At 54.7% G+C, this 20821-nt stretch carries 20 protein-coding genes; 14 read left to right on the top strand and 6 right to left on the bottom strand.

The genetic code is table 11. The features are described from left to right. Nucleotides 1–138 precede the first annotated feature (138 nt). Complete coding sequence (gene modE / locus NNO02_RS03385; protein ID WP_137384363.1) at nucleotides 139–927, bottom strand: molybdenum-dependent transcriptional regulator; 789 nt, start codon at nucleotides 925–927, stop codon at nucleotides 139–141. A 130-nt stretch (nucleotides 928–1057) separates the two neighbouring features. Here modE and NNO02_RS03390 point away from each other — a divergent pair, with 130 nt between their 5' ends. The 4 genes from NNO02_RS03390 (at nucleotide 1058) to modC (ending at nucleotide 3920) form a co-directional block, all read left to right on the top strand. Further along, nucleotides 1058–1207 carry an AcrZ family multidrug efflux pump-associated protein gene (locus NNO02_RS03390; RefSeq protein WP_003023026.1) on the top strand — a complete coding sequence of 50 codons (150 nt, stop codon included), beginning with the start codon at nucleotides 1058–1060 and terminating at the stop codon, nucleotides 1205–1207. A 189-nt stretch (nucleotides 1208–1396) separates the two neighbouring features. Continuing rightward, nucleotides 1397–2170 (top strand): molybdate ABC transporter substrate-binding protein, encoded by a 774-nt coding sequence (gene modA / locus NNO02_RS03395; RefSeq protein WP_137384362.1) that lies wholly within the window; start codon nucleotides 1397–1399, stop codon nucleotides 2168–2170. Continuing rightward, entirely contained in the window at nucleotides 2170–2859 is a 690-nt protein-coding gene (gene modB / locus NNO02_RS03400; protein WP_005125418.1) for a molybdate ABC transporter permease subunit, read from the top strand. The genes modA and modB overlap by 1 nt, the downstream gene beginning before the upstream one ends. 2 nt (nucleotides 2860–2861) lie before the next feature. Next, complete coding sequence (modC, locus tag NNO02_RS03405) at nucleotides 2862–3920, top strand: molybdenum ABC transporter ATP-binding protein ModC (RefSeq protein WP_271454203.1); 1059 nt, start codon at nucleotides 2862–2864, stop codon at nucleotides 3918–3920. Here modC and NNO02_RS03410 read toward each other — a convergent pair whose 3' ends face one another. Beyond that, nucleotides 3921–4739 carry a pyridoxal phosphatase gene (locus NNO02_RS03410; RefSeq protein WP_137384360.1) on the bottom strand — a complete coding sequence of 273 codons (819 nt, stop codon included), beginning with the start codon at nucleotides 4737–4739 and terminating at the stop codon, nucleotides 3921–3923. 164 nt (nucleotides 4740–4903) lie between these two features. Here NNO02_RS03410 and pgl point away from each other — a divergent pair, with 164 nt between their 5' ends. Continuing rightward, complete coding sequence (gene pgl / locus NNO02_RS03415; protein WP_271454204.1) at nucleotides 4904–5899, top strand: 6-phosphogluconolactonase; 996 nt, start codon at nucleotides 4904–4906, stop codon at nucleotides 5897–5899. 102 nt (nucleotides 5900–6001) lie between these two features. Here the strand turns inward: pgl and NNO02_RS03420 are convergent, their stop codons facing one another. Continuing rightward, nucleotides 6002–7285: a putative acyl-CoA thioester hydrolase gene (locus NNO02_RS03420; protein WP_271441238.1), complete on the bottom strand. Its 1284-nt coding sequence runs from the start codon at nucleotides 7283–7285 to the stop codon at nucleotides 6002–6004. Between the two features lie 224 nt (nucleotides 7286–7509). Between NNO02_RS03420 and hutI the strand changes: the two genes are divergently transcribed. From hutI to hutH, 5 genes are all read left to right on the top strand, one after another. Then, entirely contained in the window at nucleotides 7510–8733 is a 1224-nt protein-coding gene (gene hutI / locus NNO02_RS03425) for an imidazolonepropionase (protein ID WP_271441239.1), read from the top strand. Next, nucleotides 8730–9671 carry a formimidoylglutamase gene (hutG, locus tag NNO02_RS03430; protein WP_271441240.1) on the top strand — a complete coding sequence of 314 codons (942 nt, stop codon included), beginning with the start codon at nucleotides 8730–8732 and terminating at the stop codon, nucleotides 9669–9671. Before hutI ends, hutG begins: the two co-directional genes overlap by 4 nt. An 87-nt stretch (nucleotides 9672–9758) precedes the next feature. Then, nucleotides 9759–10484: a histidine utilization repressor gene (locus NNO02_RS03435; RefSeq protein WP_271441241.1), complete on the top strand. Its 726-nt coding sequence runs from the start codon at nucleotides 9759–9761 to the stop codon at nucleotides 10482–10484. Nucleotides 10485–10695: 211 nt separating this feature from the next. After that, on the top strand, nucleotides 10696–12381 hold the full coding sequence (gene hutU / locus NNO02_RS03440; protein ID WP_271441242.1) for a urocanate hydratase: 1686 nt from the start codon (nucleotides 10696–10698) through the stop codon (nucleotides 12379–12381). A 1-nt stretch (nucleotide 12382) separates the two neighbouring features. Beyond that, nucleotides 12383–13903, top strand: a complete 1521-nt coding sequence (gene hutH / locus NNO02_RS03445; protein ID WP_271454205.1) for a histidine ammonia-lyase — start codon at nucleotides 12383–12385, stop codon at nucleotides 13901–13903. A 39-nt stretch (nucleotides 13904–13942) separates the two neighbouring features. Here the strand turns inward: hutH and NNO02_RS03450 are convergent, their stop codons facing one another. Both NNO02_RS03450 and bioA read right to left on the bottom strand, forming a co-directional pair. Beyond that, nucleotides 13943–14419 carry a kinase inhibitor gene (locus tag NNO02_RS03450; protein WP_271454206.1) on the bottom strand — a complete coding sequence of 159 codons (477 nt, stop codon included), beginning with the start codon at nucleotides 14417–14419 and terminating at the stop codon, nucleotides 13943–13945. Nucleotides 14420–14476: 57 nt separating this feature from the next. Continuing rightward, complete coding sequence (gene bioA / locus NNO02_RS03455) at nucleotides 14477–15766, bottom strand: adenosylmethionine--8-amino-7-oxononanoate transaminase (protein WP_271454207.1); 1290 nt, start codon at nucleotides 15764–15766, stop codon at nucleotides 14477–14479. A 76-nt stretch (nucleotides 15767–15842) separates the two neighbouring features. Between bioA and bioB the strand changes: the two genes are divergently transcribed. Genes bioB through bioD form a run of 4 tightly spaced genes read left to right on the top strand, consistent with a single transcriptional unit; the run spans nucleotide 15843 to nucleotide 19467 of the window. Further along, complete coding sequence (gene bioB / locus NNO02_RS03460) at nucleotides 15843–16883, top strand: biotin synthase BioB (RefSeq protein ID WP_271441246.1); 1041 nt, start codon at nucleotides 15843–15845, stop codon at nucleotides 16881–16883. Further along, nucleotides 16880–18037 carry an 8-amino-7-oxononanoate synthase gene (gene bioF / locus NNO02_RS03465; RefSeq protein WP_271454208.1) on the top strand — a complete coding sequence of 386 codons (1158 nt, stop codon included), beginning with the start codon at nucleotides 16880–16882 and terminating at the stop codon, nucleotides 18035–18037. The genes bioB and bioF overlap by 4 nt, the downstream gene beginning before the upstream one ends. Continuing rightward, nucleotides 18021–18806 (top strand): malonyl-ACP O-methyltransferase BioC, encoded by a 786-nt coding sequence (gene bioC / locus NNO02_RS03470; protein ID WP_271454209.1) that lies wholly within the window; start codon nucleotides 18021–18023, stop codon nucleotides 18804–18806. Before bioF ends, bioC begins: the two co-directional genes overlap by 17 nt. Beyond that, a complete protein-coding gene (bioD, locus tag NNO02_RS03475; protein WP_271454210.1) occupies nucleotides 18769–19467 on the top strand; it encodes a dethiobiotin synthase in 699 nt (232 codons plus the stop codon). The genes bioC and bioD overlap by 38 nt, the downstream gene beginning before the upstream one ends. Here the strand turns inward: bioD and NNO02_RS03480 are convergent. Further along, the gene (locus NNO02_RS03480) at nucleotides 19433–20155 is read right to left on the bottom strand and encodes an ABC transporter ATP-binding protein (RefSeq protein WP_271454211.1); all 723 of its coding nucleotides are present in this window, start codon (nucleotides 20153–20155) and stop codon (nucleotides 19433–19435) included. The two genes, bioD and NNO02_RS03480, sit on opposite strands and share 35 nt — an antisense overlap. Nucleotides 20156–20821 lie beyond the last annotated feature (666 nt).

Consider the following 20821-nt stretch of genomic DNA (forward strand, 5'->3'; position numbering starts at 1 on the left):
AGCGATGAATGACAGGGATACGTTGTCCGGGCGGGAATGTCAATGCAGTTTGTTGCCGGATGGCGGCGCGGGTACCTTATCCGGCCTGAACGTAGGCCTGATAAGCGCAGCGCCATCAGGCGAAGCGGGCTTAACGATTTAGCACAGCGTGGCGATAATCACTCTGTCCGCGTTGAAGTAGGCAGTGACATTCGCGCCTTCTTGCAGTGATAGCGCATCGTCAGTCGGCACGGTGGCGCACAGCGTCTGTCCATCCGGCAAGGTCATTAACACTTCACACTGCTCGCTTCCGCGTTCAATATGGCTGATGGTGCCTTGCAATTGGTTATCGGCGGCCTGAGCGATAGCATCATCCTGGGTGATCCCCACCCACGGTGCTTTCAACAGGATCAAGACTTCTTTGCCTTCATCAAGCCCCAGACGTTCACCGCTTTGCGCGGTAATCGCGACTTTCAGCCGGGTTTCGCCATCGGCCAGCAGGACGTCAACATGCTGTTGAACCTGGTCGTGGTCGCGTGCGGTGATGGTGCCAAACCATTGGTTACGCGCACTGGTTTGCAGTGAGAAGCGGGAGATGGCCGCCAGCAAGCTATTCAGTGGAACCGCATCGTCATCGCTCAGGACATCGAAGGCTTTTTGCTGAATTTGCGCCAGCAGATCGTATAACTGAATCAGGCGCTGGCCGTAGCGTGTTAACACTGCACCGCCGCCGCCTTTGCCACCGGTGGCGCGCTCTACCAGTGTCTGCTCACTCAGCTGGTTCATTTCGTTAATCGCGTCCCAGGCGCTTTTATAACTGATACCTGCATCCTTCGCGCCCTGACTGATGGAGCCGGAAAGCGCAATGTGCTTAAGCAGAGAAATGCGGCGGGGATCGGCAAACAGTTTTTGCTGAAGTTTCAGTGTAAGTAGGATTTCGGCCTGCATAACAAGCTCCTGGCAAAAAAGGGTATTGTGACGGAAAACCGCGCCCGAGCAAAGCCGACCGCACAAAAGGGGAGTGCTTTTCTGTGTTATGTGGTTAGAATACAACTAAGGACTATATCTGGAGTTGACCATGTTAGAGTTATTGAAAAGTCTGGTATTCGCCGTAATCATGGTACCTGTGGTAATGGCCATCATTCTGGGACTGATTTACGGACTGGGTGAAGTGTTCAACATTTTTTCCGGTATCGGTCAGAAAGACCAATCCAGACAGAACCATTGATTCCCCGAACGCCCGCTTAGCCGGGCGTTTTTTATTGCTCATTATCAAACTGCGTTAGTTCCTCAAGATCCTGCTTTCCCTGCCGATATTTTCTTTGTGTAACCTCTAATTGGTAGTAATAACCACTGGGAAAATCCTGATTTAATCGTTATATTTGCGCCTACATAACGAAACTCAAAGGAGTTACAGATGGCACGTACATGGTTACGCTTGTTTGCAGGGGCAACACTTTCTCTTTCTGTTGCCGGACATGCACTGGCGGATGAAGGTAAAATCACAGTGTTTGCAGCGGCGTCGTTAACGAACGCGATGCAGGACATTGCCGCAGAATATAAAAAAGAGAAGAATGTTGATGTTGTCTCCTCTTTTGCCTCTTCTTCTACGCTGGCACGCCAGATTGAAGCAGGTGCCCCGGCCGATCTGTTTATTTCAGCCGATCAGAAATGGATGGATTACGCGGTAGATAAAAAGTCTATCGATACCGCAACGCGCAAAACGCTGCTCGGTAACAGTCTGGTCGTTGTCGCGCCGAAAGCCAGTGCACAGAAAGACTTCACCATCGACAGCAAAACCAACTGGACCAGCCTGTTGAACGGCGGGCGTCTGGCCGTAGGCGACCCGGAACATGTTCCGGCAGGTATTTACGCCAAAGAAGCGCTGCAAAAATTGGGTGCATGGGATACCCTGGCACCGAAATTGGCACCGGCTGAAGATGTTCGTGGCGCATTGGCGCTGGTTGAACGCAACGAAGCCCCGCTGGGCATTGTCTACGGTTCTGATGCCGTAGCCAGCAAAGGCGTAAAAGTTGTGGCGACCTTCCCGGAAGACTCACATAAAAAAGTGGAATACCCTATCGCGGTTGTTGATGGGCACGCCAACGCAACGGTCAGCGCGTTCTATGATTACCTGAAGGGACCGCAGGCTTCTGAAATCTTCAAACGTTATGGATTTACGACCAAGTAATGATACTGACTGATCCAGAATGGCAGGCTGTCTTACTGAGCCTGAAAGTTTCTTCCCTGGCCGTGTTGTTTAGCCTGCCGTTTGGGATCTTCTTTGCCTGGTTACTGGTACGCTGCAAGTTCCCGGGCAAAGCGTTGCTCGACAGCGTACTGCACTTGCCGCTGGTACTGCCTCCGGTCGTGGTGGGGTACCTGCTGCTGGTGGCTATGGGGCGGCGCGGATTTATTGGCGAGTGGTTATATGACTGGTTCGGTATCACGTTTGCGTTTAGCTGGCGTGGTGCGGTTCTGGCCGCAGCGGTAATGTCTTTTCCTCTTATGGTGCGGGCAATACGTCTGGCGCTTGAAGGCGTAGACGTCAAGCTGGAGCAAGCGGCCCGAACGCTGGGAGCCGGGCGCTGGCGCGTATTCATGACCATTACCTTACCGTTGATGCTGCCTGGCATAATTGTCGGTACGGTGCTGGCGTTCGCGCGTTCACTCGGTGAATTCGGCGCAACCATTACTTTTGTTTCAAATATCCCTGGCGAAACGCGCACCATTCCTTCGGCAATGTACACCCTCATCCAGACGCCGGGCGGCGAAAGTGCGGCGGCAAGGTTATGCATTATTTCTATTGTGCTGGCGCTGATTTCGCTGCTCATTTCTGAGTGGCTGGCGCGAATTAGCCGTGAGCGGACGGGGCGATAATTATGCTGGAACTTAATTTCTCCCAGACGCTGGGAACCCACTGTCTGACGCTCAACGAAACGCTGCCAGCCAGCGGTATCACCGCTATTTTTGGTGTCTCTGGTGCGGGCAAAACATCGCTGATTAATGCTATCAGTGGCCTGACCCAACCACAGTCCGGGCGCATTGTGCTCAACGGTCGGGTACTGAATGACGTTGAAAACGGTATCTGCCTGACGCCTGAAAAACGCCGGGTGGGCTATGTTTTTCAGGATGCGCGTCTGTTCCCGCATTACAAAGTGCGCGGTAATCTGCGTTATGGTATGGCGAAAAGCATGGCCGGGCAGTTTGATAAGCTGGTGGCATTGCTGGGCATAGAGCCTTTGCTCGACCGTCTACCTGGCGGCCTGTCTGGTGGCGAAAAGCAGCGTGTTGCTATTGGTCGCGCGTTACTGACCGCACCCGAATTGTTGCTGCTCGATGAGCCGTTAGCCTCGCTGGACATTCCACGTAAACGTGAGTTGTTGCCTTATCTGCAGCGGCTGGCGCGCGAAATTAATATTCCCATGTTGTATGTCAGCCACTCGCTCGATGAAATTTTGCACCTGGCGGACAAAGTGATGGTGCTGGAAAACGGGCAGGTGAAAGCATTTGGTTCGCTGGAGGACGTCTGGGGGAGTAGCGTAATGCACCCCTGGTTGCCGAAAGAGCAGCAGAGCAGCATTCTGAAAGTCAGCGTGCTGGAACATCATCCTCACTATGCGATGACCGCGCTGGCGCTGGGCGATCAGCATCTGTGGGTCAATAAGCTGGATAAACCGCTGCAAACCGCATTGCGTATCCGGATTCAGGCATCTGATGTTTCGCTGGTATTACAACCGCCGCAGCAGACCAGTATTCGTAACGTACTACGGGCAAAGGTGGCGTCATGCTATGACGACAACGGACAGGTAGAAGTACAGCTTGAAGTCGGCGGGAAAACGCTGTGGGCGAGAATCAGCCCATGGGCCAGGGATGAACTTGGCATCAAGCCTGGCCTGTGGTTGTACGCCCAAATTAAGAGCGTATCGATTACCGCCTGATTACAGCAACTGAGAATAGATAAATTTGGCGATGCTGTCGGTGGTATTGTCGCCAATGACAATATTGGCGCGGGCTTTGACTGCATCATCGGCATTTCCCATCGCCACGCCGGTGCCCGCGGCTTCCAGCATACTGATATCATTAAAGTTATCGCCAAAGGCGATCACGTTTTCCATTGATCCACCTTGCGCTTCAATCCACTGGGCAAGGCGTCGTCCTTTGCTGTTGCCTTTACGGGCCACGTCAACCTGATCGTGCCAGGACCACTCACACTCCAGCCCCAACTGCTGTTCAACATGTTTACCAAATTGCTGCAGCTTTGGAATATCTTCGTCGGTCAGGGCAAATTTCCACACGGCGTTAACGTCATGCGCGGCCTGTGCCAGCGAAGGCACCTGAGTGAAGGTAGGACGCTGTTCTGGCGGCAGCGTTTGCGCCCAGTTTGCGGTACGCACCACATGCCCGGTCGGGCGTTCATACAGCATGGCCTCGTCAACATACATCAGCCCGTGGATCTGATGTTCATTCAGCATATCAATCAACTGCAACGCCTGGTTAACCGGAAGGGGATCGGATTCCAGTACCTTTTTCGCCTGATAATCATACAAATAGGTACCGTTGCAGCAAATTGCAGGTGTATCCAGCGCCAGTGCCTGATAAAAAGGATGAATAGCAACGTGATGGCGACCCGTGACAATGATAAGTTGGTAGCCTGCTTCTCTGGCGCGAGAGAGCGCCTCGAGAGAGGATGGCAGCAAGGTTTTTTTCGGGGTCAGCAACGTACCGTCTAAATCCAGGGCAATCACGCGTGCGGTCATAGGTTTTTCCAGATGAAGGTTGAGAATTTTGTCTGTCAGAATGGTACACCGAGTCGGGGGCCGGACAAAATTCTGAGCCTTAATTAAGCATTCACCGATAAAAGCGTCTACCTTAGGCGTGTGTCAGGCCATTGCAGCCACCTGCCAAAAGCAAAGGAGTTTTCATGAAGCAAACCGTTTATACCGCCAGCCCTGAGAGTCAGCAAATTCACGTCTGGGGCCTGAATCACGATGGTTCACTGACGCTGACGCAGGTGGTTGATGTACCGGGTCAGGTACAGCCGATGGTTGTCAGCCCGGATAAACGCTACCTCTATGTCGGTGTGCGTCCGGAGTTTCGGGTGCTGGCATACCGTATCGCACCTGATGACGGTGCACTGACATTCGCTGCGGAATCTGCACTGCCGGGGAGCCCGACGCATATTTCGACCGATCATCAAGGGCGTTTCGTATTCGTCGGCTCTTATAACGCGGGTAGTGTAAGCGTTACGCGTCTGGAAGAGGGTCTGCCGGTGGAGCTGGTAGATGTGGTTGAAGGTCTTGACGGCTGCCACTCGGCCAATATCTCACCAGATAACCGTACGTTGTGGGTTCCTGCGTTGAAACAGGATCGTATCTGCCTGTTCACCGTCAGTGATGATGGCCATTTGGTCGCGCAGGAGCCGGCAGAAGTGACCACCGTTGAAGGTGCGGGTCCGCGTCATATGGTGTTCCATCCGAATCAGCAATATACCTACTGCGTGAATGAGTTGAACAGTTCAGTTGATGTTTGGGAACTGAAAGATCCGTACGGCAAAATTGAGTGCGTGCAGACGCTGGATATGATGCCGGCTGATTTCGCCGATACCCGCTGGGCGGCAGATATCCATATTACGCCAGATGGTCGTCATCTGTATGCCTGCGATCGTACCGCCAGCCTGATTACGGTATTCAGCGTATCAGAAGACGGAAGCGTGCTGACGAAAGAAGGCTTCCAGCCTACTGAAACACAGCCGCGCGGTTTTAATATCGACCACAGCGGGAAATACCTGATTGCCGCAGGGCAGAAGTCCCACCATATTGCGGTGTATGAAATTGCGGGTGAACAGGGATTGCTGGCAGAGAAAGGACGCTATGCGGTAGGCCAGGGCCCAATGTGGGTGGTGGTTAACGCGTACTAATTCGTTATTCGTTTTGCAGGCCGGACAGGGCATGTAAACCCCTGTCCGGCACACTGCCCGGTCGGCGCATCCGCTTACCGGGCGTACGAAAGGGAATGACGTTTACTGCTTAGGTACTGCAACCACTTTGCTGCCAATACCGCGGTTGTTGTATTCCCACATGCGGTTGAAGTTGGTGTCGTTCAGGTTGCGCTGAATTTCACCTTTGTCATCTTCCGCACCGGTGTTCCCGGCAAACGGACGTTTTGAGATAACGCTGTCAGCCCAGGGTTTTGCCATGTTAAAGCCTTCGTTGATCACGCTGTCGCGAATAACCACCTGACCGTTAGTGTTGGAATCGACATCCAGCGAGCGGCCCAACTGCGCGACGCCATCGCCTGCTGCGGTAAAGCGGCTATTGGTGGCGAGGAAACCGTAGTAAATATTCGACAGGGTTGCTGGCGCAAATACGTAGGCTTCCTGCTGGGTGCGGGAGTTTACTACGCGGAAATCGGTGTTATCGAACACTACAGCACCGCGACCAGAAACCATATCCACATCGCCTTCAATGTAGCTGTTCGTCACCAGCGTACGCGGCTGACGATCGTTTTCCAGACGGTTTTGCACGCCGCTATTGGTTACGAAGAAGGTGTTCTGACGTCCCAGAATATTGACCTTGTCGATCTGCACTTTATCGCCATCGGTACGCAGTGCGACGGCCGGGTGGTTACCCGCATCAACGCTGTCACCGAGGTTATTTTCGATGGTCAGGTTCTGCAACTGCAGACCATTGTTTTGCGACCAGACAACCGCAGAACACATCACGCCGATGTTTGTGCCACGCTTATTCTGGCAATTATCATACATATACCACGCAGGTTTACCCGGCATATATTTTCCGCCAGGGTTCACCGTACGACGCCAGTCTGCGGTACTCATTTCGCCATCAATCGCCTGGCCAATTTTCACATCAAGCGGTTTTTCGCCCATACCGTAGAGCGTCAGGCTTCCTGTCGCGGCCGGAATATAGACCGTGCCCTGATACTCGCCAGGCATGATGGCGATGTACTGACGTTTATTGGTGCGTTTGATGATTGCCGCATCAACTGCCGCCTGAATACTGGTATGGGTAACGCCTTGAGTTCCTGCGGGGCCAACGACAAAGTCAGGCTGGGCGGGCAGGGAAATAGAGGAAGGACTCCATGGCGCAGTGTTTGGCGTCAGAGCTGAAAAATAATGTGCAGCGACAAAATTTTTCGCTTCATTTGCCGACAGAATCGGGCGCATAGACGTTCCAGGCGCGGTCTGATCGGAAGGACGTTGATCGGGCGGTGTAGAGCTACAGGCTGTCAGCGTCACGCCAAAAGCCATTGCCAGCGCCAGACGGGAAACTGATGAAATGTTCACAGGTTGCTCCGGGCTTTGAAAGTTATCCATTGAAGCCTGCTTTTTTATACTAAGTTGAGCGAAACGGGAAGGTGAAAAGGTAAAAAGTTGTTTTTTATAGCAGCAATGTCGGGTGTAGAGAGTCCTTATATCACAATTAGATAACAATTTTGGTCCTTCAGGTTGACAACATCCACAGGATGCAAAATAAATGTCTATACAACCTATGACAAGTGGTGAGTCGAATGCAGCAATTTTTCCCTGATGATGCTATCTGGCGTAATGTCCGCCTGGCGACCATGGATCCTGAACGTGATACTCCGTATGGGCTGGTGGATGGCCATGCGCTAATCGTCCGTCAGGGTAAGATTCGGGACATTGTGCCTGAGTCGTCGTTATACCTTACACACGATAATACCCTTGATATGCAAGGACGATTGATTACGCCGGGTCTGATTGATTGCCATACGCACCTGGTGTTTGGTGGTAATCGTGCAGGTGAATGGGAACAGCGGCTAAACGGTGTTTCATACCAACAGATCAGTGCTCAGGGGGGAGGGATCAATGCCACCGTTACGGCGACGCGCAGCGCCTCCGATGAGCAGCTCTTACAGCTGGCGCAGGGGCGAATGGAACGGTTGATCAAAGAAGGCGTTACGTTGCTGGAAATCAAATCGGGCTACGGCCTGGATTTGACGACAGAAGAGAAAATTTTACGCGTCGTGGCTGCGCTGGCAGCAGAAAACACCGTCGAAATAAGCCCAACGCTGTTAGCTGCACATGCCACACCGGCGCAGTATCGCGATGATCCCGATAGCTACATTACGCTGGTTTGCGAAACGATTTTGCCGCAGTTGTGGGAACAGGGATTGTTTGAAACCGTTGATCTGTTCTGTGAAACCGTGGGCTTTACGCTGGCGCAGAGCGAACGCGTATTTCAGGCCGCGCAGGCGTTGGGCATCCCGGTTAAAGGTCATGTCGAACAACTGTCATTACTGGGCGGGGCGCAACTGGTTAGCCGCTACCACGGATTATCAGCCGATCACATTGAATATCTGGACGAAGCGGGCGTAGCGGCGATGAGCCAAAACGGTACGGTTGGGGTGCTATTGCCCGGCGCTTTTTATTTCCTCAAAGAGAAGCAGCGTCCGCCAGTTGAGTTATTACGTCAGTATCAGGTTCCGATGGCGGTGGCGACCGACTACAACCCAGGCACCAGCCCGTTTATTAGCCTGCACTGGGCAATGAATATGGCCTGTGTACAGTTTGGCTTAACGCCGGAAGAGGCATGGGCAGGGGTAACGCGCCATGCTGCCCGCGCGCTGGGTCGTCACGCCACTCATGGACAACTGAAAGCCGGGTTTGTGGCCGACTTTGTTGTGTGGGACGCACAATTACCGGTCGAAATTCTCTATGAACCCGGTCGCAACCCACTCTATCAACGCGTTTTCAGAGGGCAACCATCATGACCAACTGGCAACCCGCTTCTCCTGCTCTCTGGCAGGGGCGTGATGACCGCGCTGAGTCGCCGACTGCGCTGCGTCTGTTTCAGACCATTTCGCTTAGCCCGGCATTTACACCGGAAATGTACCGTGAGCAGATTGCGTTGCTCGGATTTGCCTGTGATGAAGGTGTAAAGCGCAATCAGGGGCGTATGGGGGCGGCTGGTGCGCCCGATGTGCTGCGTAAAGCGCTGGCCAATTTAGCCAGTCACGCGGGCCATCAACGGCTGGTGGATTTGGGAAACATTGTGGCCCAGGCGCCCGACCTTGAAGGTGCTCAGCAGGCGCTGCGCACAGCGGTGCAGCGTTGCCTGCAGGCGGATATGCGTACCTTCGTGTTGGGCGGGGGACACGAAACGGCATTTGCTCATGGTGCAGGGGTGTTGGATGCATTCCCGCAGGCAAAAGTGGGGATTGTTAACCTCGATGCGCACATGGATCTACGCTACGCCGAACAACCCACATCCGGTACGCCGTTTCGTCAACTGGCACATCTCTGTGAGCAACAGCAGCGTGAATTTCATTACGCCTGCGTGGGCGTCAGTCGGGCTGCGAATACCCAGGCTTTGTGGGATGAGGCGCAACGGCTGGGGGTCATCGTGGTGGAAGATCTGCACTGTCATACGGCTCAGACTCAGCTGGCGCAATTTGTTGCAAACATGGATGTCATCTATCTGACTATCGATCTTGACGTATTACCGGTATGGGAAATGCCGGCCGTATCCGCGCCTGCCGCGTTGGGTGTCCCGCTGGCGACGTTGTTGGGGCTCATTGAACCCCTTTGTCGCAGCGGTAAATTACAGGCGGTGGATATGGTTGAGTTTAACCCGCGTTTTGATGATGATGGCAGGGCGGCGCGCGTTGCGGCACGATTGGGTTGGCAAATTGCGCACTGGTGGCACTGATATGCCTAAGGGAATTGCGCTTATCAGGTCCGGGTTATACCTGTAAACTGCACTTATTAAAATTCTCAGCTTAAGGAAGGCTAACGAATGCACCGAACCCGCCCCCAAACTGCTCCGGCTCCTTTTTACGAAAAGGTCAAAATGGAGATCAGTGAGAAGATTTCCAGCGGTATTTGGCAACCTCACGATCGTATCCCATCGGAGGCGGAACTGGTGGCGCAGTATGGTTTTAGCCGTATGACGATCAACCGGGCACTACGTGAGCTAACGGATGAAGGATTGCTGGTGCGTTTGCAAGGGGTGGGAACATTTGTCGCCGAACCTAAAGGTCAATCCGCGCTGTTCGAAATTCGCAGCATCGCGGATGAAATTAATGCGCGCCAGCATCAGCACCGCTGTGAGGTTCTGACGCTGGAAAGAACCCGGGCAAATGCGCAGCAAGCCACGGCGTTAAACGTCAAAGAAGGCACCCCCATTTTTCACTCCATCATGGTGCACTATGAGAACGAGCTGCCGGTGCAGATTGAAGATCGCTGCGTGAATGCGGAGATTGTGCCGGAGTATCTGTTGCAGGATTACAGCCAGACCACGCCGCATGCTTACCTGTCACTCATCGCCCCTTTGACGGAAGGGGAACATATTGTCGAAGCGGTACGCGCCAGCGCGGAAGAGTGTGCGCTGTTGCATATCAAAGAGCACGATCCCTGCCTGTTGATCCGCCGGAAGACCTGGTCGGCGTCTTCTATTGTCTCTCATGCCCGCTTACTTTTCCCTGGTTCCCGCTATCGTCTGCAAGGGCGATTTATGTCCTGAAAATCGTGATTGCTGCCGCAGTATGGCAAAAATGTAGCTCAGTTGTTAATTACGGTCTTGCGCCTGATTGTATAGACAAGTATATACTTTTAGCTAATGTGATCGTTAATCGTAGGCCTGATAAGACGCGTTAGCGTCGCCATCAGGCGCTGTGCCGGATGGCGGTATACACGCCTGATCCGGCCTACATTCAGCCTGAGGAGTTTTTGTCATGTCTCACAGCAAGTATCGTCAGCAGGATGTGCGTGCCCCACGCGGCACTACCTTAACGGCCAAAAGCTGGCTGACCGAAGCGCCGCTGCGCATGTTAATGAACAATCTGGACCCTGACGTGGCGGAAAATCCGCATGAGCTGGTGGTGTACGGCGGGATTGGCCGCGCCGCGCGTGACTGGGAGTGCTATGACGCCATCGTCAAGGCACTGACCGAACTGGAATCTGATGAAACTCTGCTGGTTCAGTCCGGGAAACCGGTCGGCGTGTTCAAAACTCATGACAATGCGCCGCGTGTGTTGATTGCCAACTCCAACCTGGTGCCGCACTGGGCTACCTGGGAACACTTCAACGAACTGGACGCCAAAGGTCTGGCGATGTATGGCCAGATGACTGCAGGGAGCTGGATCTACATCGGCAGTCAGGGCATCGTACAGGGCACTTATGAAACCTTCGTTGAGGCCGGACGTCAGCATTATCAGGGCAGCCTGAGCGGACGCTGGGTTCTGACCGCCGGGCTGGGCGGCATGGGCGGTGCGCAGCCGCTCGCAGCTACGCTTGCGGGCGCGTGTTCTCTGAATATTGAATGTCAGCAAAGCCGCATTGATTTCCGTCTGCGCACCCGTTACGTGGATGAGCAGGCCACCTCACTGGACGACGCTTTGGCGCGTATCGACAAATACACCCGCGAAGGTAAAGCGGTGTCCATTGCATTGTGCGCGAACGCAGCCGACATTGTACCGGAACTGGTTAAGCGCGGCGTACGCCCGGATATGGTCACTGACCAGACCAGCGCCCATGACCCACTGCACGGTTATCTGCCGTCCGGCTGGAGTTGGGAAGAGTATCAGGCGAAAGCGGTATCCGATCCGCAAGGTACGGTACAGGCGGCAAAACGTTCAATGGCGACGCATGTTGAGGCGATGCTAGCGTTTAGCAAAATGGGTGTACCGACGTTTGATTACGGCAATAACATTCGCCAGATGGCCAAAGAGATGGGGGTGGAAAACGCCTTTGATTTCCCAGGGTTTGTGCCTGCTTATATTCGTCCGTTGTTCTGCCGCGGCATTGGTCCGTTCCGCTGGGTAGCGCTTTCCGGCGATCCGCAGGATATTTATAAAACCGATGCCAAAGTGAAAGAGATCGTGGCTGATGATAAGCATCTGCATCACTGGCTGGACATGGCACGTGAGCGGATCAACTTCCAGGGCTTACCGGCACGTATCTGTTGGGTTGGTCTGGAATGGCGACAAAAGCTGGGTCTGGCATTTAATGAGATGGTACGCAGCGGTGAAGTGTCTGCACCTATCGTCATCGGCCGTGACCATCTGGATTCAGGCTCTGTTGCCAGCCCGAACCGCGAAACCGAAGCGATGCGCGACGGTTCTGACGCGGTATCCGACTGGCCGCTGCTGAATGCGCTGCTGAATACCGCCAGCGGTGCGACCTGGGTATCACTGCACCACGGTGGTGGCGTTGGAATGGGGTTCTCCCAACATGCCGGCATGGTGATTGTTTGTGATGGCTCTGATGAAGCTGCTGCACGTATTGCCCGGGTATTACATAACGATCCGGCGACAGGTGTCATGCGCCATGCCGATGCCGGGTATGACATTGCAGTGGAATGTGCCGTCGAAGAAGGGCTGAATTTGCCGATGATTGCCGCCACGCAGGGGAAACGCTGATATGAACACAATTACCTTAACGCCTGGCCACCTTAGCTTTGCGCAGTTGCGCGATATCTGGCAACAGCCGGTTCAACTGAGCCTTGATGCCAGTGCGATTGACGCAATTAATGCCAGCGTCGCCTGCGTCAATAGCATTGTCGCGGAAGGCCGCACGGCGTATGGCATTAATACCGGGTTTGGGCTTCTGGCTCAGACACGTATCGCGACTGACGATCTGCAAAATTTACAGCGCTCGCTGGTATTGTCTCATGCAGCAGGTGTAGGCGAAGCGTTAGATGATGCGATGGTGCGCCTGATTATGGTGCTGAAAATTAACAGCCTGGCGCGTGGTTTTTCCGGTATTCGCCTGAACGTCATTGAAGCGCTGATTGCGCTGGTCAACGCCGGGGTGTACCCGCTCATTCCGGCGAAAGGATCGGTGGGGGCATCGGGCGACCTGGCTCCGCTGGCGCATATGTCCCTGACACTGTTGGGAGAAGGCAAGGCGCGCTGGCAGGGAGAATGGCTCCCGGCGGCAGACGCGCTGAAGAAGGCCGGGCTGGAGCCGATTACTCTGGAAGCGAAGGAAGGGTTGGCGCTGCTGAATGGCACCCAGGCTTCCACCGCCTTTGCATTACGTGGGTTGATTGAGGCGCAGGAGCTGTTTGCTTCCGCGACGGTGTGCGGGGCACTGACCACCGAAGCGGTATTAGGCTCGCGTCGTCCGTTTGATGCCCGTATTCATGCGGCACGAGGACAGCGTGGACAAATTGATGCCGCGACGCTGTATCGCCATGTGCTGACCGATTCCAGCGCACTTTCACAGTCGCATCACAACTGTGAAAAAGTGCAGGACCCCTATTCTCTGCGCTGCCAGCCTCAGGTCATGGGAGCCTGTCTGACACAAATGCGCCAGGTCATGGAGGTGTTGCTGGTGGAGGCCAACGCCGTTTCGGACAACCCGTTGGTGTTTGCCGAAGAAGGTGATGTTATTTCTGGTGGTAACTTCCATGCTGAACCGGTGGCAATGGCAGCGGATAATCTGGCGCTGGCGATTGCCGAAATCGGGGCGTTATCCGAGCGACGTATTGCGTTGATGATGGATAAACATATGTCGCAACTGCCACCTTTCCTGGTGAAAAATGGCGGGGTTAACTCCGGTTTCATGATTGCTCAGGTGACAGCAGCTGCGCTGGCGAGCGAGAATAAAGCCCTCGCGCACCCGCACAGCGTGGATAGTTTACCCACGTCAGCAAATCAGGAAGATCATGTCTCAATGGCACCTGCTGCAGGTCGTAGACTGTGGGAGATGGCGGCGAATACGCGTGGCGTGATTGCTGTGGAGTGGCTGGCGGCTTGTCAGGGGATTGATTTACGTGAAGGATTAACCTCAAGTCCGCTACTGGAGCAGGCGCGCCAGACGCTGCGTGAGCAGGTTGCGCACTATACGCAGGACCGTTTTTTCGCCCCGGATATTGAATGTGCGACCGAACTGTTAGCGCAGGGTGCGTTGTTAAAATTGTTGCCTGAGTTTCTGTAATACCCTGCCGGATGCGCTGACGCTTATCCGGCGCTGCGTTTAACTAAACATCGCAGTAATCGATGCGCTGGCGAGCGAATGAAAATGGACGTTAAATCCGACCATCGCGCCGCTGGCGCTCTCATCGACATCAATCCGTTCCACATCCAGCGCGTGAACCGTAAATATATAGCGATGGGTTTCGCCTTTCGGTGGTGCCGCACCGCCATAGCCCGCTTTGCCGAAATCTGTTCGGGTTTGAATGACCCCATCCGGCAGGGTAACCCGTCCGGAGCCATACCCTTGCGGTAGTGCGCGGGTATCCGCCGGCAGATTGACCACTACCCAATGCCACCAGCCGGAGCCGGTAGGCGCATCAGGATCATAGCAGGTCACGACAAAGCTTTTAGCTCCGGCGGGCACATCATCCCATGCCAGATGTGGCGAAAGATTATCCCCGTCGTACCCCATGCCGTTAAAGACGTGGCGATGTGGTAGCTTTTCCCCATCGCGCAGATCGTTGCTGATTAATTTCATGCTGACTCCTCTCGTTAGCCAAAAAGTGTAGCCAGAAACTGCAGAGCTTACCGCTGATTAATCGCAAAAAAATGTTGCCTGGCGCACAGCCTCATTGACGGCCTGCGTCAGGCGGCGCAACTGCTCGGGCTGAATAATGTACGGCGGCATCAGATAGATCAGCTTGCCAAACGGTCGTACCCACACGCCCTGTTCGACAAAGAACTTCTGTAATGCGGCCATATTCACCGGACGCGTAGTTTCAATGACGCCAATAGCGCCAAGCACGCGCACGTCGGCGACATAGTCGGAATCTGCTGCGGGGGCGAGTTCTTCACGCAACTGCGTTTCAATGGCCGCGACCTGTGAGCGCCACTCGCCGGTGTTGAGTAGCGACAGGCTGGCCGAGGCGACGGCGCAGGCCAGCGGATTACCCATAAAGGTCGGGCCGTGCATAAAGCAGCCAGCATCACCGTTGCTGATGGTTTCTGCGACCAGGCGGGTGGTCAGGGTCGCGGAAAGGGTCATCGTGCCGCCGGTTAACGCTTTGCCGAGGCACAAAATATCCGGCGTAATACCAGCATGTTCACAGGCAAACAGTTTACCTGTACGACCAAATCCGGTGGCAATTTCATCGGCAATCAACAGGATACCTTCACGGTCACACATCTTGCGAATACGCTTCAGCCATTCGGGATGATACATGCGCATACCGCCAGCGCCCTGTACGATTGGCTCAAGGATCACCGCTGCTATCTCGTGGCGATGCGCGGCCATCAGGCGGGCGAACGGTACCATATCCAGTTCGTCCCACTCGCCGCCCATGCGGCTTTGCGGGGCGGGCGCAAACAGGTTTTCTGGCAGATAACCCTTCCACAGGCTGTGCATTGAGTTGTCGGGATCGCAGACCGACATGGCGCCGAAGGTGTCACCGTGATAGCCGTTACGAAACGTCAGGAAACGCTGACGCGCTTCGCCTTTTGCCTGCCAGTATTGCAGCGCCATTTTCATTGCCACTTCGACGGCAACCGAACCTGAATCCGCGAGAAAAACGCACTCCAGCGCCTTGGGTGTCATGTCCACCAACTGGCGACACAATGTAATGGCCGGGGCATGGGTAATACCGCCAAACATCACATGCGACATGGCATCAATCTGCGTTTTCATCGCGGCGTTCAACTGCGGGTGATTGTAGCCATGGATCGCCGCCCACCAGGATGACATGCCGTCAATCAGTCTCTCACCGCTGGCTAAAATCAGTTCGCAACCTTCGGCGCGTGCCACCGGGTAAACCGGCAAAGGAGAGGTCATCGAGGTGTATGGATGCCAGATATGGCGTTGGTCAAAAGCAAGATCGTCCGTTGTCATAATCGACTTGTAAACCAAATTAAAAAGATTTAGGTTTACGAGTCTACACCAAACTTACAACGAAACGTATATCAATATGGCTCACACTTCTCGCTGGACAATGTCGCAAGTCACCGAATTATTTGAAAAACCGCTGCTGGATCTGCTGTTTGAAGCGCAACAGGTGCACCGTCAGCATTTTGATCCGCGGCAGGTACAGGTGAGTACGCTGCTGTCGATTAAAACCGGTGCTTGTCCGGAAGATTGCAAATACTGCCCGCAAAGTTCACGCTATAAAACCGGTCTGGAAACCGAGCGCCTGATGGAAGTTGAGCAGGTTCTGGATTCCGCGCGTAAGGCGAAACAGGCCGGTTCAACGCGATTTTGCATGGGGGCGGCGTGGAAGAATCCGCATGAGCGCGATATGCCTTACCTGGAACAGATGGTCCAGGGCGTAAAAGAACTGGGGCTGGAAGCCTGCATGACGCTGGGCACGCTCAATGAAACGCAGGCTCAGCGTCTGGCCAGTGCGGGACTCGACTACTACAACCACAACCTCGACACCTCGCCGGAGTTCTACGGCAATATCATCACCACCCGTTCCTACCAGGAGCGACTTGATACGCTGGACAAAGTGCGCGAGGCGGGGATTAAAGTCTGCTCTGGCGGTATCGTGGGGTTAGGTGAAACGGTGACCGATCGCGCTGGTTTATTGCTGCAGTTAGCGAATTTACCAACACCGCCGGAAAGCGTGCCGATCAACATGCTGGTGAAAGTAAAAGGCACGCCGCTGGCAGATAACGACGATGTCGATGCGTTTGATTTTATTCGCACTATCGCTGTGGCCCGCATCATGATGCCAACGTCATACGTGCGTCTTTCTGCCGGGCGTGAGCAGATGAACGAACAGACCCAGGCAATGTGTTTTATGGCCGGGGCCAACTCGATTTTCTACGGCTGCAAGCTGCTGACTACACCCAACCCGAACGAAGACAAAGATCTGCTTTTATTCCGCAAGCTCGGTCTGAATCCGCAACAAACGGCGGTGCTGGCGGGGGATAACGAACAGCAGCAACGTCTGGAGCAGGCGTTGCGCACCCCGGATACAGACGATTACTACAACGCGGCAACCGTATGACCTGGCAGCAAAAAATTGACGATGCGCTAACGGCGCGTCGTTGTGCTGATGCCCTGCGTCGCCGTTATGCGGTGACGCAGGGGGCAGGGCGCTGGTTGTTGGCCGAGGGGCGTCAGTATCTGAATTTTTCCAGTAACGATTATCTGGGGTTGAGTCACCATCCGCAGATAGTCTGTGCCTGGCAGCAGGGGGCTGAACGTTTTGGCGTCGGTAGCGGAGGGTCAGGCCATGTTAGCGGCTATTCCATCGCGCATCAGGCGCTCGAAGACGAACTGGCGCAATGGCTGGGTTATTCACGAGCATTGCTGTTCATCTCCGGCTTTGCTGCCAACCAGGCGGTGATCGCCGCGTTGATGGGAAAAGAGGATCGGATTGTCGCCGACCGCCTCAGCCATGCGTCGTTGCTGGAAGCGGCCAGCCTGAGTCCCGCCGTGTTACGCCGTTTTACCCATAACGACCCGCAACATCTGACTCGTCTGCTGTCTGCCCCCTGTCCGGGGCAGCAGTTAGTGGTTACCGAAGGCGTGTTCAGCATGGATGGCGATAGCGCACCGCTGGCGGATATCCATGCCGCAGCGCAACGCCAGGCGGCCTGGTTGCTGGTGGATGATGCGCACGGTATCGGCGTGTGCGGTGAGGAAGGGCGCGGCTCGTGCTCCCGACAGCAGGTCAAACCTGAACTGCTGGTGGTGACATTTGGTAAGGGATTTGGCGTCAGCGGTGCGGCAATACTGTGTTCTGACAGCGTGGCTGATTATCTGCTGCAGTTTGCCCGTCATCTGATTTACAGCACCAGCATGCCGCCAGCGCAGGCGCAGGCATTGCGTGCCGCGCTGGCAGTGATCCGCAGTCGCGAGGGGGATGAACGCCGGGAAAAACTGGCGATGTTGATCCAACGTTTTCGTGCTGGCCTGGATACGCCGGATTTCACGCTGGCAAATTCAGACAGTGCCATCCAGCCATTGATCGTGGGCGATAACCATAAAGCGCTGCAACTGGCGGAGGCTTTACGCGCTCAGGGGTGTTGGGTGACCGCCATCCGGCCTCCTACTGTACCGGTCGGCACAGCCAGATTACGGCTGACGCTGACGCAGGCTCATGAATGCCAGGATATCGACCGTTTACTGGAGGTGCTGCATGGCGCAGGTCAATAAACAGGCCATTGCTGCCGCATTTGGACGCGCCGCTTCCCACTATGAACAACATGCCGGGCTACAGTGCCAAAGCGCCGACGCCTTGCTGGCGCTGCTTGGTGAACGGGAATATGCACGGGTACTGGATGCGGGCTGCGGCCCTGGGCGCATGAGTCGCTACTGGCGTGAGCAGGGAAGTGAAGTCAGCGCACTGGATCTTTCTGAACAAATGCTGGCAGAGGCACAGCGGCAAAATGCCGCCCACCATTATCTGCTGGCGGATATTGAAGCCATCCCACAAAACACCGCCACCTTTGACCTGGCCTGGAGCAATCTGGCGGTTCAGTGGTGCGATAATTTACGCGGGGCGCTAAACGAGCTTTGCCGGGTTGTGCGTCCCGGAGGCACGGTGGCGTTTAGTACGTTGGCACATGGTTCGATGCCGGAATTACGTCGGGCGTGGCAAGCGGTAGATGACCGGGAGCACACCAACCGTTTCTTGCCCGTGGAGCAACTTGAAAAGGCGCTGCATGGCTGGGACGTCGAGTATCAGCATCATACGGTGACACTGTGGTTTGACGACGCGCTGAGCGCCATGCGCTCGCTAAAAGGGATCGGTGCGACGCATCTCCATGATGGACGCGAACAGCGCGTACTGACCCGTTCACAGCTGCAGCAGTTACAGTTAGCCTGGCCCTCCGTGCAGGGAAAATACCCGCTGACGTATCAACTTTTTTTAGGAGTAATTCAACGTGACCAGAACGTATTTTGTCACCGGGACGGACACTGAGGTCGGTAAAACCATTGCCAGCTGTGCGCTCCTGCAGGCTGCGGGGCAATTGGGTTATCGAACGGTCGGCTATAAGCCCGTCGCCTCTGGGAGTGAAATGACGGCAGATGGTCTGCGAAACTCTGATGCCCTTGCCCTGCAGCGCAACAGCGCTGTGGCAGTGAACTATACGGCAATCAACCCCTATACCTTTGCCGAACCCACGTCACCGCATATCATCAGCGCTGATGAAGGGCGACCGATTCTGGCTTCAGTGATGTCTGCGGGTTTACAGGCGCTGCAAATGCAGGCCGACTGGGTGCTGGTGGAAGGTGCTGGCGGCTGGTATACGCCGCTTTCACCCACGCTGAGTTTTTCTGACTGGGTACAAACGGAACAACTGCCGGTGATTCTGGTGGTTGGCGTCAAGCTTGGCTGCATCAACCATGCCATTCTGACTGCGCAAGCGGTACAACAGGCTGGGTTGACGCTGGCGGGGTGGGTCGCCAATGATGTGACTCCGCCAGGGAAACGCCATGCTGAATATATGGCAACGCTGAAACGCGCGATTCCGGCCCCGCTGCTGGGGGAAATCCCCTGGCTGGAAGACGAGCCAGAACGCGCAACGACAGGGCACTATCTTGACCTTAGCGTTTTGCCTCTGGCACCATCCAGGCGTTAAGAAACGGGTCGTTGAACTGCGTCAGTTGTCCCTGGGCCACATTGCGTCCGCGATGTAACAGGCAATAGCAATCAGCGACCCGACGAATAAACGGCAGGCTTTGCTCTGCGAGCATAATCGCGATGCCCAACTCCTGGCTTAGCCTCACAATCAGGTTCCCCAGCTTGTGGATATACGCCTGGCCCGTGCCTCGCGTAGGCTCATCGAGGATCAGCAGGCGTGGGTGTGTAACCAGTGCGCTGGCGAGTGCGAGCTGGTGCTGATCATCCTCTGATAAGACGCCCCCTTTGGTCTGACGCAGACTGTACAACTGTGGGAAGAGGCGGTATATATCGCTGCTGTTCATCGTTTCGCTTTCTTCAACCGCCTGGCGCGCAATATGCAGATTTTCCTCGACTGTCAGTTGCGAAAAAATTCGTCTCTCTTGTGAAACGGAGTTAATACCCAGCGCAATGCGGTTTGCCGCCGGGATCGGACTCAGATCGCACGGTGGCGCGCCTGCCTGATGCCAGACCATCGTACCGCTTTCGATAGGCAAATTGCCGATGATGCAATTGGCCAGCGTCGTTTTCCCCATCCCTGGAAGTCCCAGCACGCCGGTACACTTGCCGGGCTGCAGGTCGAGATCCACATTCCATAGCGTGTGCTGGTTGCCGTAATAGTGATTCACTGCGCGAAGACTCAACATCGATTTTCTCCATCATGAAGTTATTCGCCCGACAGGCCGGGAAGCAGAAGAAAATTGCAAATCTCTTGCCAGAAAAGGGAAATACGCGAAAAACAGCGGGATAGCGTGATCCACCGGCAGCGATGTCTGGATTTTAACGATCCGGGTTAATTTTGCGCACACTGCCAGTGCCTGGTCGCGTCGGGATGGTGCAGGCAGGTAAATGGTGAAAATGCGAGCAAGATCTCGACCGTCTCCAGGGCTTCGTTGGCTGATAAATATAAAAAAATGCCGATAATTTTTTTTTATCCCACCCGAAAAGGGCAAGTCGGTGTTTTTGCCAGGCGGCAGTCAGCACGGGCTGGAGGCAGTTATCCACTATTCCTGTGGATAACCTTGTGTATTAGAGTTAGAAAACACAATGTAAGCGAGAGAAGACGCGGCCTGCGACTAAATTGATGCGAAAGACGGCTCGAGAGAATAGTCATTGAAATACAGAATGTTAGATAAAAGCAATGGCTGTCGCAGAAGCGTCATGCGTTGCCATAAAACTTTCATCTGCCGTCTTGACAAATGTTAAAAAAGTCATTGGTTTGGGGATAACACATTTTTGCTGGTGTTTTATCTCGCCAGTGCCAAAATTTTAGCCTGCTATGACGGGCTTTCTGATGGCGTAACAGAAATATT

This window comes from Citrobacter sp. Awk 2 (genome assembly GCF_028069815.1).
Classification (GTDB): Bacteria; Pseudomonadota; Gammaproteobacteria; order Enterobacterales; family Enterobacteriaceae; genus Citrobacter.